Source organism: Gottfriedia solisilvae (assembly GCF_002128405.1).
Taxonomy (GTDB): domain Bacteria; phylum Bacillota; class Bacilli; order Bacillales; family Bacillaceae_G; genus Gottfriedia; species Gottfriedia solisilvae.
This window is the reverse complement of the sequence record NZ_NETJ01000001.1, coordinates 509,259-523,045: the sequence shown is the minus strand read 5'-3', so window position 1 is coordinate 523,045 and position 13,787 is coordinate 509,259. Positions and strand designations below refer to the sequence as shown.

Below are 13,787 nucleotides of genomic sequence, written 5' to 3'. Positions count from 1 at the left end.
TTTGAATCATAGACTAATAAAAAAGTAGGGATAAAATGGAAAAATTAACAATCACGACTAGATTTTGTGAAACAGATGCGCTTGGTCACATAAACAATACGAGCTACTTCATTTATTTGGAAGAAGCACGGATCAAGTTTTTTCAACAACTAGGATATGGAATGAATCTACAAGACTGGAATTTCATTTTAGCTTCGACGAAATGTGATTTCCTTAGTCAAGGCTACTTTAATCAAAAACTAGTAATCTCTACTTATATCTCCAAAATAGGGAGTAAAAGCTTTCAACTTGAGCATGACATTACTTGTGAAGAAACGAATGTCTTCATTGCGAAAGCAAATGCAATCATCGTGTATTTTAATTTCAAGGAACAACGAAGTGAAAATATACCAGACTTATTTCGAGCTCAATTAGAAAATCATTTAGAAGATAAATAATAAAAATAGATTCATTGGAGGAGTAAGATGGCGGAGAGAGTAGAATCTGAAACAATACAGATTCGTAGAGGCGAGGAATTAAATATACCAGTATTACAGGAATTCCTAAAAAAACATATAAATGATTTGCCTAATGAACAGTTGAGTGTTCGACAGTTTTCAGCGGGTCATTCAAATCTTACCTATTTATTGAAAGTCGGAGAATGGGAAGCAGTTCTTAGACGTCCACCTCTTGGTCCCGTTGCACCAAAAGCTCATGATATGAGCAGGGAATTTCGAATTTTATCAGAGATTCATCCACATTATTCTATCGCTCCTAAACCTATTCTATATTCAGAAAACGAAACAATTGTTGGTAGTCCATTTTTTATGATGGAAAGGAAAAAAGGTGAAGTTTTTGATACGGCATTTCCCGACCACTTAAATGTAACAAAAGAAGATTGTAGCAAAATCTCCAATGTAATGGTTGAAAAACTCGTTGAGCTGCATTCGATTGATTATCAAAAAACAAATTTATTAGAAATCAGTAAACCAACTAATTTCATGGAACGACAAGTTCATGGATGGATTACTAGATATAACAGAGCGAAAACAAGTGATATTTTGGAAGTTGAACAGCTGATGAAGTGGCTTGAAAAAAATGTTCCACATCATCACGACGCAGCAATTATCCATTATGATTACAAGTTAAATAATTCCATGTTTAATCAGGATTTATCAGAAATGGTGGGTCTATTTGATTGGGAAATGACAACGATTGGTGATCCACTTGCTGATTTAGGTGTTGCGATGAGCTATTGGATACAAAAAGATGATCCAGATCTGTTGAAATATGGACTTGGTAGTCCTTCAGTAACAATTCATAAAGGTTTTATGACAAGAGCAGAATTCATAGAAGCCTACGCTATTAAAAGTGGTAGAGATGTTTCCAACATAAATTTTTACCTTGCATTTGCGTATTTTAAACTAGCTGTCATTGTCCAACAAATTTATTATCGATTTAAAATGGGGCAAACAAATGATCAACGTTTTGCAAAATTTGAACACTTTGCTAAGTCACTAATTACGTTGGGGCATCAAGTCACGTTACCAAATCACAATACGATATAAGGAGAATGAAACTTATGAACGAGTCTTTATTAACTGAAATACAAGATCGTATCTTATTTTTAACATTAAAGAGACCTGAATCCTTAAATTCTTTTAATCTAGAGATGTTAACAGGTATCACGAATTCTATTTTAGAAGCTGAGAATAATCCGGAAATAAAAGTAATCGTCATTTCAGGAGCTGGTCGTTCATTTTGCGCAGGTGGCGATGTAAAAACAATGGGAAACACGAATGCCTCTGATGTGTATGAACATATTGGGGTATTAAACAAATGTATAAAAGCAATTAAAGATACACATAAACCAGTTATTGCGTCAATTCACGGTTTCGCAGCTGGTGCAGGTTTTAATTTAGCACTTGCATGTGATCTGATTATTGCAGCAGAGGATAGTAAATTTGCCTTAAGCTTTTCACAAGTTGGTCTTATTTCAGACGGTGGCGGCTCATACTTTTTGCCTCAATTAATTGGACCACATTTGGCAAAGCAATTTTTCTTTAGTGGAGAAGCTGTTTCTGCAGAAAGAATGGCTCAATTAGGTATAGTTAACTTTTTAGTTCCCGCAAAAGATTTGAAAGAAGAAACAGTTAAATATGCTAATAAATTAGCGGGTGGTCCGGGAAAAGCATTTGGCATGATGAAAAAACTAATCGATCATTCTTTCACATCAAATTTAGATGAAATACTTGAAAAGGAACGAATGATTCAAACATTAATGGTTGCAACAGAAGATCATCATGAAGGAGTCCTCGCATTTAAAGAAAAACGTAAACCTGTCTTTACAGGTAAATAAACTATTGGAGGGGTTAAAATGAAAGCGATTCAATTTAAACAATTCGGTGGTCCTAATGTATTAGAACGAGTTGAATTAGAAAGACCAGTACCAAAAGGTAGAGAAGTATTAATTGAAGTTCATGCATCTGCTGTCAATTATGCTGATACAGCTAGAAGAGAAGGACAATATGTTGTCAAAACAAATTTGCCATATGTTCCGGGTGCAGAAGTAGCTGGCTTTGTTGTGGAAGTAGGCGAAAATGTAACGAAAGTAAAACCAGGTGACCGAGTTGTGACTATTATGGAGTCTGGTGGTTACGCAGAGTATGCAATTTCTGATGAAAGATCCATTATTCCTATTCCTGCTGAGTTGGATTTTAAAGTAGCAGCAGCTTTGCCTGTTCAAGGACTTAGTGCGTACCATATTTTAAAAACAATGGGTATGCTTCAACCAGGTGAAACTGTGCTAATTCACGCTGCTGCTGGCGGTGTTGGGACATTAGCAGTTCAGCTGGCTAAACTGTTTGGCGCAGGAAAAGTGATCGCAACAGCTAGTACAAGTGAGAAACTACAACTTGCAAAAGAAATGGGTGCAGATGTACTAATTAACTATACAGAAGATGGTTGGGAAGAAAAAGTGCTTGAAGCTACAAATGGTAAAGGTGTAGATGTTGCACTTGAGATGGCTGGTGGAGATGTGTTTTATAAGACCTTAAAATGTCTAGCATACTTTGGCAGACTAGTAATTTATGGTGTTGCTAGTGGGCAACAAAGTAAGTTTTATCCTTCTTCTTTAATGGCAAAAAATCAATCGGTGATTGGGTTCTTCTTACCACCACTTATGAGAAGAGTAGAATTAATAAATCATAGTTTAAAAGAGTTGTTTACCTATTTAGCAGAAGGAAAAATTCAAGTAACAATTGGAGAAGTATTCCCATTAAGCGAAGCAGCCAATGTACATACACTTATGCAAGCAAGAAAAACAGTTGGAAAAGTTATTTTAGAGCCTAAAAAATAAATATTCTTTAGATGTTATTCATGATTACATCTATAAAAACAAATGGAACGGAGGAAATTGAGAATGCATTTACGTTTAACAGATGAACAAAGAATGATTCAAAAAACGATTCGCAAATTTGTTGAAAAAGAATTAATTCCTCTAGAAAATGAAGTATTACGTAATGAAAGAGAAGGGCGACCTAGTTTATCTCCTGAAGTCATTAAAGAGCTGCAATTAAAAGCAAAGCAAGCAGGATTTTGGGGAATTAATACACCAGAAGAGTATGGTGGAGCGGACTTAGGTCAAATGATGTTAGCGATTGTCTATATGGAAATTTCAAAAACATTTGTTCCGTTTACATTTGGAGGCTTTGCAGATAATATCCTGTTTTATGCAAATGAAGAACAAAAGAAAAAGTACTTAATTCCAACAATAAATGGTGAAAAGAAATCATGCTTTGCAATGACAGAGCCAAATGCTGGTTCTGATACGCAAAATATTAGAATGACCGCTGTAAAAGATGGTTCTGAATATATTTTAAATGGCGAAAAAACGTTTATTACAGGTGGGAATGAAGCTGATTTTGTAATGGTAATTGCCATAACAGATAAAGAAAAACATCAAGCAACTGCAGGTCGAAGTGGCGTAACTTGCTTTATTGTAGATCGTGAAATGGGTTGGAAATCGGAATACATTCATACAATGGGCGAATGGGGACCAGCTGGATTAGTTTTTGATAATGTGCGTGTACCAGAGGAAAATATTTTAGGTGAATTAAATGGAGGATATAATCTAGGTCTGGAGTGGATTGGCTTTGCGAGATGGATTGTTGGCGCACGTGCGGTTGGTGCAGCTGAGCGACTGTTGCAAATGGCAATAGATTACTCAAAGGAAAGAGAAACATTTGGAAAACCGATTGCTGAACGCCAAGCAATTCAATGGCAAATTGCAGACTCAGCAGTAGAAATTGAAGCTGCAAGATGGCTAGTATTAAATGCAGCATTTACATTAGATCAAGGTGAAGATAATCGCCATTTAGCATCTATCGCTAAATTATATGGCTCAAATATGGGAAATAAGGTTGTAGACCGTGTGCTTCAAATTCATGGAGGAATTGGTTATACGAGAGAATTACCAATTGAAAGATGGTACCGCGAAGCGAGATTATGGAGAATTTATGATGGAACAGATGAAATCCAACGATTAATCATCTCTAGAAATCTATTAAAAGGTCATGTGAAAGTCGGACAGTTTGTTTAATTTTATGAAGGAGGGATCAATGAATGGCTGGTAGATTTGAAGGGAAGGTTGCATTTGTAACAGGTGGAAGTCGAGGTATTGGCAAAGCGATTGTAGAATTATTTGCAAGTGAAGGTGCAAAAGTTGCAATCATTGATATAAATGATGACGGGTTAAAACAATCGGCCGAAGAATTTAAACAGTTCGAGATTTATACGAAGCGAGTAAATGTTGTAGATGGAAGCGAAGTCCAAACAGCAATGAAGGAAGTCTTTGATACTTATGGATCCATTGATATCGTTGTAAATAATGCTGGGGTAATTCGAGATAATTTATTATTTAAAATGACAGATTCAGATTGGGATACCGTAATGGATGTTCATTTAAAAGGATCTTTTAATGTAGTTCGTGCTGCACAAGAGTACATGGTTAAACAAAAATATGGTCGCATCATCAATATTTCATCAACTTCAGCACTTGGAAATCGAGGTCAAGCGAATTACGCAACAGCAAAAGCTGGGCTACAAGGTCTAACAAAAACGCTAGCAATAGAACTTGGTAAATATGGAATTACTACAAATGCAGTTGCTCCTGGATTTATTGAAACGGAGATGACAAGAGAGACGGCGAGTCGCATTGGTATTTCATTTGAACAATTAATAGAAGCAAGTTTAAGTCAAATTCCAGCTGGTAGAAGTGGGAAGCCCGAAGATATTGCAAATGCAGTAGCATTTTTTGCGGATGAAAAATCTTCTTACGTAAATGGTCAGGTACTTTATGTAGCAGGTGGACCAAAAGCGTAAATTCTATTGAAAGAGGTGACAGTGATGTTCAAAGCTTTTATTGGAAAACGCTCAAAAGGTGTGGAAAATATAGTTGAACGAGGAGCGGTGAAAAAGTTTGCTGAAGCAATTGGAGATCTGAATCCAATCTATATGGATATAGAATTTGGAAAAAAATCTAGATACAAACAAAATATAGCTCCTCCGACTTTTCCGAGAGTATTAGACTATGGAATGATTGAAGACTTCCATTTACCAAATGTTGGTTTAATACATGGAGAACAGTCATTTCATTATGAACGGCCGTTATTAGTTGGCGAAAAAATTACTTGTTATACTGAAATTAAAGATTATTACGAAAAAAAAGGAAATCATGGTTTTATGGGATTTTTAGTCGTTTCTGATGTCGGAGAAGATGAAAATGGTCAAGTCATATTTCAATCTAATGCAGTTGTCATCATTACAGAAGAAGTAAGGAAGGTGCTAACTGTATGACAATCTTAACCGAACTTAAGCCTGGTGACACACTAAATTCAGTTAAATTAGAGCCAGTTACAAGAATGGATTTAATTAAATATGCTGGCGCATCCGGTGATTTTAACCCGATCCATACGATTGATGAAGAAGCTAAAAAAGCAGGTCTACCTGGAATCATTGCTCATGGAATGTGGACAATGGGAAATTTATCTAGATTTTTTTCAGATTATACAGAAAATGGGTTTATTGAAGATTACTCAATCCGTTTTAAAAACATGGTTTTTTTACAGGACATCATTACATTAAATGCAGTTTTAAGAGATATCGACGGTAATAGAATGCATTTTTCAGTAAATGCGACTAACCAAAAGAATCAAAAAGTTATAGAAGGAACAATCATATTCAAACAATATTAGAATTTAATTAATAATGAATTGTCTAATGTTTGAAGGGAATCAATAGAATTGGAGATGCTATTCGATGATGAATAAGCATCTCTTTTGTTTGGTTAGAATTTTATAAAATGTAAACCGTAAAAGTTAAAAATTTTGTAATGAGTTGCTTGGTTTTACATCGTTGGATATGATTAAGATATGAGTTAAGTGATGTTTTTACATTCTAAAAAGAATTAGTTTGAAGAGTATCATTTTTAAAATTATTTTTTATGTAAGGAGTGAATGAAATGGAAGTTTTTGCTGAGTATTTAGAAAAAATTGAAAATCCGATTCATCGGGACCGAACGGAAAAAGTTTTGACTTGGGTGATTAATAAATTTCCAAACTTAATGCCTAAAATTGCATGGAACCAACCAATGTTTACCGATCATGATACATATATTATAGGCTTTAGCGTGTCTAAACAACATTTAGCTGTTGCCCCTGAAACAGTAGGGATCAATCATTTTTCTGATGAAATTGTACAAGCTGGCTATGATCACACAAAGCAATTGGTGCGCATCCCGTGGGGAAGTGAAGTTGATTACAAATTAATTGAGAAAATGATCGAGTTTAATATTTTAGATAAGAAAGACTGTTCAACTTTTTGGAGGAAATAAAACATCCGAGATTTAAAAAAAATGGAAAAACTTAAATAAAAAACCTCTCTAAATTCCAATTTGTTAAGGAATTACTTGAGAGGTTTTTTTATATAGTGCTCTTCGAAAAATATTTCCGCGTATCTTCACGAATTTGCTTAGGAATGACATTCTCTAGCTCTTTGTTTAACCATGAAAGAGTTTTTTCACGTAAGTATTCATGCATTTTCTCTTCTGCGGAAAGCATAACTAAATTGATCGTACATGATGTGCCTGGCGTACAGCCTTTTTCTCTATATAAATATCCATTATCTTTAATGTTCTTACATTGAAATATAGGCTTTGATCCTTCAACTGCTTCAATTACATCCCAAAAAGAAATTTCTTCAGGAGATTTAGAGAGTTTAAATCCACCCTTCACTCCAGGAACTGAACTGACAATCCCAGCCTTAGATAATTTACTAAAAATCTTTGAAAGATACGTTTCAGAAACACCTTGAAAAGATGATAAATCTTTTATTCCAATTGGCGAATCTTCAGGATTATCAATTAAATAGACGAGGCAGTGAAGTGCATACTCAACTCCAACGCTATACTGCATTATGACACCTTCTTTATTAATGAGATTATATAAATTAATCTTAGATATGTTTTATTTCTTTGTCAAACAAGTAAGATTGACAGTTAAATGATGATTGACATAATCAAATTAATAGCATAATATAGATATTGTTAATCGGCGATTATATTTGTCGTCAATTACAGTTAGAAACGATTTATCATTTAATACTTAAATAAATTTTTGGGGGTCATTTAATTGGAAAAACGAGTAGATTACTATAGTCTTGCACCAGAAGCAATTAAAATTATGATGGAAATGGAAAAATATACGAAAACCTCAAGTATTAATCGTACACTACGAGAACTAGTAAAAATTCGTGCTTCTCAGCTAAATGGTTGTGCATATTGTATTAATATGCATACTACTGAAGCAAGAAAAATGGGAGAAACGGAGCAACGATTATATTGTATAAGTGCTTGGAATGATTGCACATTCTACACAGATTCAGAAAAAGTAGCTCTAGAGTTAACAGAACATGTTACATTGATACCGAATAAAGGTGTACCTGAAGCATTATATGATCGCATCCGAAACCACTTTAGCGAAAAAGAATATGTAGATCTTGTGATTTTAATCAATCAAATTAATAGTTGGAATAGAATCTCTATTGCTATGGGGAATAAAGCAACAACTGAATAAATTATTATCTTGACAATTTCTATATAGTTCGCTAAGAAAAGTTAAAAAAGCATCCAATAAAACCTGTTTGGATGCTTTTATTTTTAACGGTGAAAATTGATGTTGTGTGTGATCAATATAAATAAAGGTATTGTATCTCACTTGTTGAATATACATAATTGAACAATTTTACCTTTATTGAGGTGAATAAATGAAAAAATGGATTTTATTAATATGCGGTACTTTTTTACTGGTTTTGTCTTTTTGGACTTTATATTATGCCTATACTCCGAAAGTAGGACCAATTGGTAATGGACCTAATGATAAATTAGTTTGGTTTCAATCCATAACTCAATTTGTTTCAGGAATAAGCGCATTATTTTTAGTTTTTAATTTGAGAAAAAATAATAAAATTAATTGAACCAAGTAACATGCTTTAGAGAAACAAAATTATGTGTCGCATATGCGACTTTTTTTATTGGAATGAATAATTGATAGAAAGATATAAAAATAAGTTTCTAATATTTTTATTCAAGAGTATTTTTATTGTAAATGCAACAAAAATGATATAAATTTAAAGTGTATACTTTTATTGTATATGCAATAAAAAAGGTTAGGAAATCTAAAAAATTGCAAGGAATAAAAATGAATACATAAAGGAGAGACATATTTAAATGAATATAAATATAAAAAGGTGTAACATAGTTGATTCACACATACTTCAAGAAATTGGTTATGAAACATTTAATGAAACTTTTAAGAATCAAAATTCAATTGAAAATATGAATGTATACTTAGAGAAAGCATTTAACATAGAACAAGTTGAAAAAGAGTTAGCTAATACTTCATCGCAATTCTATTTAATTACTATTGATAAAATAGTCGCTGGTTATTTAAAGGTCAATACGAATGATGCTCAGTCTGAAGAGATGGGTAATGAATCACTTGAAATCGAGAGGATTTATATAAAGAAGGATTTTCAAAAACATGGCCTAGGTAAATATTTGCTAAATAAAGCTTTAGAAATTGCCGAGGAACTAAATAAAAGTAAAATTTGGTTAGGCGTATGGGAAAAAAATGAAAATGCAATTGCTTTTTACAAGAAAATGGGTTTTGTTCAAACTGGAACTCACTCTTTCTACATGGGTGATGAAGAACAAATAGACTTTATCATGACAAAAACATTAAATTAACTTATTTTAATGGAGATTGTATGGTAAGAGTTTATTAATAATAAAAGGGGAACGAACACTCTTGTCATTTGAGAATATTGAAAAATTAAATCATATATTCATTTAATAGACTGCTTTTGCGGTCTTTTTGTTTTTTAGTAAAAGGCTCTGTTATAATTAATTGTTTATTTTAGCCTAATATATTATGAGTATGAAAAGAGAATAGCCTGTTCAAGCGTAATTGGAATGAAAGGTGCGAAGACTCCTATGGGAGATGCGGGAAACTTGAGACCCAGGAGGCCAAGCAAGGTAGGCATGCTAAAACCACGACGTCCTGTCGTAACGCATGCATGATCCACATCGTGTTGACCCGAGGCTCAGGGTCTCGCCCCATGGAAAGCGAAGTACCTGGAATGGAAATAAACATTCTTTTTTATCAGAGCCTAGTAAAAAAAAGTGTTTATTAGAAAGCAAATGAAAAAGAAATAATGTTAAGATAAAGTAAGAAATATGCGATAATTTTTAGGGAGAGAAAGAATGGAAACTTATATAAAAAACTTTATAAATAGATTATTTGAAGTGAGAATTAAACAAATCGATTTAATAAAGAAAATATTGAGCGGTTTAATGATCATTTATTTGATTTACTCATTTACGGCTGAGGAAGTTCATCATATAAACAAAGGCTTATTTTATCTTTTATTTGCAACGATTAGTTTATTAAATAGTTTAGAAAATAGAATATTAAAAAAGAAAGTAACGAATGATTTTGATGCCTGGCTATTAGGAGGCGTTTTGTTTTTTATCATTGGAATAATAGTGATATTTGATATTTGATAATGAAATACTCTCACTAAACCTCTTAAACTAAATGCAAGATTAATAAGGAAATGCTATGTTATTATTCTATTAGAGAAATAAATGAGGTAAACTAATGAAAAAAAAATTAATCATTTTAATAGGAATGGTCGGAATCATAGGAATCGTATATTATTTACTATTCCCATTCCAATTTCCATTTAGAAATGGGTATAATATCGAGATAATAAATGATACGGGAAAAAATATTACAGGATTATCACTTACAAATGTTAATGTAGATAATAAGATTCCAATAATATTAGATGGGGATGAATATAAATTTAAGAATGTAACTACGACTGGATTTTATAATTTAGAATATAAAGATCATAATGGGGACCTGCAAGCAATTCCTATTGTTGGATTTGAAGAGAAAGGTTCATTAGGTGAAGCAGTAGTAACACTAGAATCTATAAATGAGAATGGAATAATCGAATCAGATCTTTCGACAGAGATGAGAGTTGAATTAATATTAAAATAATTAGAAAACAAATATGAGCCTAATATGCGCTTATTTATTTCATTAAACCTTGGAGAGTACACTATGTTAAAAGTAATAAGAATAATATTTGGAACGATTGCAGCTTCATTAGCTATTTATTCATTAATAACTCAAAACTTTCTTCTGACTCCGTATATGCTTTTCTTTTTAGGGGGAATGTTTTTAGTAATGTACTTTCAAGAAAGAGGAAAATCTAATTCAATAATGTATTTACTTGTGGCTGGGTTTAATATATTTGTTTCTATTTTTACGAGCTTATTTAACTAAAGCATGCTAAGTGTTCCAGGAAAGGCTACTTCGGTAGTCTATTTTTTTGAGCTAGCAGACACTTACTTCAATAAGTAAAGGATATTTTAGTATTTCATTGAATCTAAGATAGTAGTAATTTATTTAATACAGTCAATTCAGTTCATATTTTACTTTTCAGCTAAAAATTAGAATAGAATGCAATCGGTTTAGAGTGTTATAGGAATTGGTTTATTAAGAACAACATTTATAACATTTTTTAGGAGGAAATCATGAGTGAGTTTAGTGAAAGCTACCATCTTTTTTCAAATGAATTTAAAGATGGTATTGACCTGTTAAAACGTTCCTTTGTTCGTGGATTTGTATATCCAGAACGTAAAAATTGGGTCACGATTATTCCAAATGGAAAAATATTTAAGGTAAATAGAAGAATAATCAATAATAACAAAGGTGTTTTAGTCCATTTAATTTATGCGGAGGACCATGGTTGGTCATTATCAATATATGATGGTAGGAAAAGGAGCTTTCATTATGAATGTAGTTGGGAAGAAGACTTAGAAATAAACCAAGATGGATATCACAGAGAGCGCTTAGTTGAATTAATAAATGCTAACCCTAATAAAGTCCGAACCGTAACACTTTTAGATATAACGCAGATATTTTATGTTTCTGACATTGAAGAACTATTTGAGAAGAATCCAGTAACTCAAATAGCATATTTACTTGGATTGGAATATTTCACATGGATTTCCTACAATTACGTTCAAAAAGATTATAAAGAAAACCCAAATGAAATCAAAAATAAAGGTATTCGCATAGTTAATAATTGGATACCTTTTTGATTACAAAGCTCAGTCAAATGAAGAGCTGATCAAGAAAGGCTAATAGGTAAAATAAGTGAAAAAGTTTACGCGCAAAAATATAATCCTTCTATTAATTGGTATCTTGGTAACTGTATTGTTTTGCTATTATCAAAACAATGCCATCGAAGTGAATGAAACAACTATTCAATCACGTGAAGTTCCAAAACAATTTGATAACTTTAAAATGATTCAATTATCAGATCTACATGGAAAAGAATTCGGCAAAGAGCAAAATAATTTAATAAGAAAAATAAAAAATGAAAAGCCAGATATAATCGTATTTACGGGTGATTTAATTGACGCTAAACATTATGTAAAAAAATATAGTTTAATGTTAATGGGAAAAATAGTTAAAATTGCACCTGTCTATTTTGTAACTGGAAATCATGAATATTGGTCAGGAAAATATGAAGGATTAGAAAGTAAATTGGAAAATTTAGGCGTCAAAGTGTTAAAAAATGAAGGAGTGGTTTTAGAACGTTCTGGTGGGAAAATACAACTCTTAGGAATTGATGACCCAGCTAACATATCTGAGAATGAATATTTAACAGAACAAGAAAGAGCAGACTTCAATATCAAAAAGTCACTTTTATCTACTAATCATGATATTGAATTCAAAGTATTATTATCGCATAGACCTGAATTGATTTCGTTGTATTCAAGTTATGATTTTGATCTAGTTCTTACAGGACATGCTCATGGTGGCCAAATTAGAATTCCATTTATAGGTGGGGTTATAGCACCAAACCAAGGAGTTTTGCCTAAGTATACTTCTGGACAATATAAAATGAAGAATACAACGATGATTGTTAACAGGGGACTAGGAAATAGTATTATTCCTCAGAGAATATTAAATAGACCTGAGATCGTCGTATTAACTTTGAAAAGTAAATGAACGATAAGACATTAGTTATAAATAGTTCGAAAATTAAGAGTTGCTTAATGGCAACTCTTTTTAGTTGGCAATTTACTGATAAAAGGATTTAATAAGTTTATAGCTTAATTTATTGAAAAACCATTAAAGAAGGTACATATTTGAATAAAAAAAATCGAGCTGTCAAAAATAAAATTGACATAACACTTAATGGTGTCCTATAATAAAGACACCATTTGGTGTCTGATAAAAAAGGAGAGGGTGATTTTGAGCGAGAAAAATCAAGAGCGTGATGTTTATGTAGCCATCGCTGATCCAACAAGGCGCAAAATACTTCGTTTATTGGCAGAAGTTGATGAATTACCTCTTCACGAATTAACTCCTCAATTTCAGATGGGGCGTACCGCTGTTTCAAAACATCTGGCGATCCTAAAAGAAGCTGGCCTAGTTGCTGATCGTAAAGTAGGTAGAGAAACACGTTATCGATTAAATGCAGCACCACTAGAAGAAATTAAAGATTGGATATCATTTTACGAAGGATTCTGGAAACAAAGTTTTGTTAAACTAAATAATATATTGGAGTAAAAAAAATGAAATCAGATGTGGCATTAGAATATAAATTTACAAATTCAATCGAACAGGTGTGGAATGCTTTAACTGATTCGGATACACTTGCAAAATGGATCATGGAAAATGACTTTAAACCGGTTGTAGGACATAAATTTCAATTTCGTACAGAGCCAAATGAATGGTGGAATGGAATTGTAGATTGTGAAGTACTAGAAGTTGAAGAGCCTCATAAATTATCTTATATTTGGGCAAGTGCTGGAGAAACTACTACAGTTACATGGACTTTAAAAGAAGTTTCAGATGGTATAGTCCAATTAAATCTAGATCAAACTGGATTTAGTGAAGAAACAAAAGCACGTGTTGGAGCAATTGAGGGAGCTAAACATGCTTGGACAAATATGGGGAATCAACTAGAAAAAGTGTTAGCTTAAACTGTAATTTTTTTCATATTCAAATTTATCTGAAGCAACCATTTTACATCAAGTTAGTTTTTGTAGATTAAGTATAAAAGGGTTAAACATATTTGTTTTTAATAATATGTTTAACCCTTTTTTTATTTTTATGTTGTAAATTTTAATAAAGTTAGATACGAATTAAAAACTAATTGGA

The 13,787-nt window shown here is 32.4% G+C and carries 20 protein-coding genes; 19 read left to right on the top strand and 1 reads right to left on the bottom strand.

The features are described 5' to 3' along the window. Positions 1 to 35: 35 nt before the first annotated feature. The 9 genes from CAB05_RS02530 (at position 36) to CAB05_RS02490 (ending at position 6,871) form a co-directional block, all read left to right on the top strand. A complete protein-coding gene (locus CAB05_RS02530) occupies positions 36 to 437 on the top strand; it encodes an acyl-CoA thioesterase (protein ID WP_087998238.1) in 402 nt (133 codons plus the stop codon). Positions 438 to 464: 27 nt separating this feature from the next. After that, complete coding sequence (locus CAB05_RS02525) at positions 465 to 1,547, top strand: phosphotransferase family protein (RefSeq protein WP_087998237.1); 1,083 nt, start codon at positions 465 to 467, stop codon at positions 1,545 to 1,547. A gap of 5 nt (positions 1,548 to 1,552) precedes the next feature. Then, positions 1,553 to 2,338: an enoyl-CoA hydratase/isomerase family protein gene (locus tag CAB05_RS02520; RefSeq protein ID WP_087998236.1), complete on the top strand. Its 786-nt coding sequence runs from the start codon at positions 1,553 to 1,555 to the stop codon at positions 2,336 to 2,338. Between the two features lie 18 nt (positions 2,339 to 2,356). After that, complete coding sequence (locus tag CAB05_RS02515; RefSeq protein WP_087998235.1) at positions 2,357 to 3,337, top strand: quinone oxidoreductase family protein; 981 nt, start codon at positions 2,357 to 2,359, stop codon at positions 3,335 to 3,337. Positions 3,338 to 3,400: 63 nt separating this feature from the next. Continuing rightward, positions 3,401 to 4,579, top strand: coding sequence for an acyl-CoA dehydrogenase family protein (locus CAB05_RS02510; protein ID WP_087998234.1), 1,179 nt, complete (start codon positions 3,401 to 3,403; stop codon positions 4,577 to 4,579). 23 nt (positions 4,580 to 4,602) lie between these two features. Then, the gene (fabG, locus tag CAB05_RS02505) at positions 4,603 to 5,361 is read left to right on the top strand and encodes a 3-oxoacyl-ACP reductase FabG (RefSeq protein WP_087998233.1); all 759 of its coding nucleotides are present in this window, start codon (positions 4,603 to 4,605) and stop codon (positions 5,359 to 5,361) included. A gap of 24 nt (positions 5,362 to 5,385) precedes the next feature. After that, positions 5,386 to 5,835 (top strand): MaoC family dehydratase N-terminal domain-containing protein, encoded by a 450-nt coding sequence (locus tag CAB05_RS02500; RefSeq protein ID WP_087998232.1) that lies wholly within the window; start codon positions 5,386 to 5,388, stop codon positions 5,833 to 5,835. Beyond that, a complete protein-coding gene (locus tag CAB05_RS02495) occupies positions 5,832 to 6,233 on the top strand; it encodes a MaoC/PaaZ C-terminal domain-containing protein (RefSeq protein ID WP_087998231.1) in 402 nt (133 codons plus the stop codon). The genes CAB05_RS02500 and CAB05_RS02495 overlap by 4 nt, the downstream gene beginning before the upstream one ends. A gap of 266 nt (positions 6,234 to 6,499) precedes the next feature. Beyond that, positions 6,500 to 6,871, top strand: coding sequence for an iron chaperone (locus CAB05_RS02490; RefSeq protein ID WP_087998230.1), 372 nt, complete (start codon positions 6,500 to 6,502; stop codon positions 6,869 to 6,871). Between the two features lie 88 nt (positions 6,872 to 6,959). Here the strand turns inward: CAB05_RS02490 and CAB05_RS02485 are convergent, their stop codons facing one another. After that, positions 6,960 to 7,451: an RrF2 family transcriptional regulator gene (locus CAB05_RS02485; RefSeq protein ID WP_087998229.1), complete on the bottom strand. Its 492-nt coding sequence runs from the start codon at positions 7,449 to 7,451 to the stop codon at positions 6,960 to 6,962. Between the two features lie 216 nt (positions 7,452 to 7,667). Here CAB05_RS02485 and CAB05_RS02480 point away from each other — a divergent pair, with 216 nt between their 5' ends. The 10 genes from CAB05_RS02480 to CAB05_RS02435 all read left to right on the top strand — a co-directional run bounded on the left by CAB05_RS02480 (position 7,668) and on the right by CAB05_RS02435 (position 13,609). After that, positions 7,668 to 8,111 carry a carboxymuconolactone decarboxylase family protein gene (locus CAB05_RS02480; RefSeq protein WP_087998228.1) on the top strand — a complete coding sequence of 148 codons (444 nt, stop codon included), beginning with the start codon at positions 7,668 to 7,670 and terminating at the stop codon, positions 8,109 to 8,111. A 190-nt stretch (positions 8,112 to 8,301) separates the two neighbouring features. Continuing rightward, positions 8,302 to 8,511, top strand: coding sequence for a hypothetical protein (locus tag CAB05_RS02475; protein WP_087998227.1), 210 nt, complete (start codon positions 8,302 to 8,304; stop codon positions 8,509 to 8,511). Positions 8,512 to 8,764: 253 nt separating this feature from the next. Next, positions 8,765 to 9,283 carry a spermidine/spermine N(1)-acetyltransferase gene (paiA, locus tag CAB05_RS02470; protein ID WP_087998226.1) on the top strand — a complete coding sequence of 173 codons (519 nt, stop codon included), beginning with the start codon at positions 8,765 to 8,767 and terminating at the stop codon, positions 9,281 to 9,283. A gap of 516 nt (positions 9,284 to 9,799) precedes the next feature. Further along, positions 9,800 to 10,099 (top strand): hypothetical protein, encoded by a 300-nt coding sequence (locus CAB05_RS02465; protein WP_087998225.1) that lies wholly within the window; start codon positions 9,800 to 9,802, stop codon positions 10,097 to 10,099. A gap of 97 nt (positions 10,100 to 10,196) precedes the next feature. Beyond that, complete coding sequence (locus CAB05_RS02460) at positions 10,197 to 10,604, top strand: hypothetical protein (protein WP_087998224.1); 408 nt, start codon at positions 10,197 to 10,199, stop codon at positions 10,602 to 10,604. A 63-nt stretch (positions 10,605 to 10,667) separates the two neighbouring features. Further along, positions 10,668 to 10,892, top strand: a complete 225-nt coding sequence (locus CAB05_RS02455) for a hypothetical protein (protein WP_087998223.1) — start codon at positions 10,668 to 10,670, stop codon at positions 10,890 to 10,892. 251 nt (positions 10,893 to 11,143) lie between these two features. Beyond that, the gene (locus CAB05_RS02450) at positions 11,144 to 11,713 is read left to right on the top strand and encodes a hypothetical protein (RefSeq protein ID WP_087998222.1); all 570 of its coding nucleotides are present in this window, start codon (positions 11,144 to 11,146) and stop codon (positions 11,711 to 11,713) included. 55 nt (positions 11,714 to 11,768) lie between these two features. Next, the gene (locus tag CAB05_RS02445; RefSeq protein WP_087998221.1) at positions 11,769 to 12,629 is read left to right on the top strand and encodes a metallophosphoesterase; all 861 of its coding nucleotides are present in this window, start codon (positions 11,769 to 11,771) and stop codon (positions 12,627 to 12,629) included. A gap of 246 nt (positions 12,630 to 12,875) precedes the next feature. Beyond that, complete coding sequence (locus CAB05_RS02440; protein ID WP_087998220.1) at positions 12,876 to 13,193, top strand: ArsR/SmtB family transcription factor; 318 nt, start codon at positions 12,876 to 12,878, stop codon at positions 13,191 to 13,193. A 5-nt stretch (positions 13,194 to 13,198) separates the two neighbouring features. Then, complete coding sequence (locus CAB05_RS02435) at positions 13,199 to 13,609, top strand: SRPBCC family protein (RefSeq protein ID WP_087998219.1); 411 nt, start codon at positions 13,199 to 13,201, stop codon at positions 13,607 to 13,609. Positions 13,610 to 13,787: the final 178 nt, after the last annotated feature.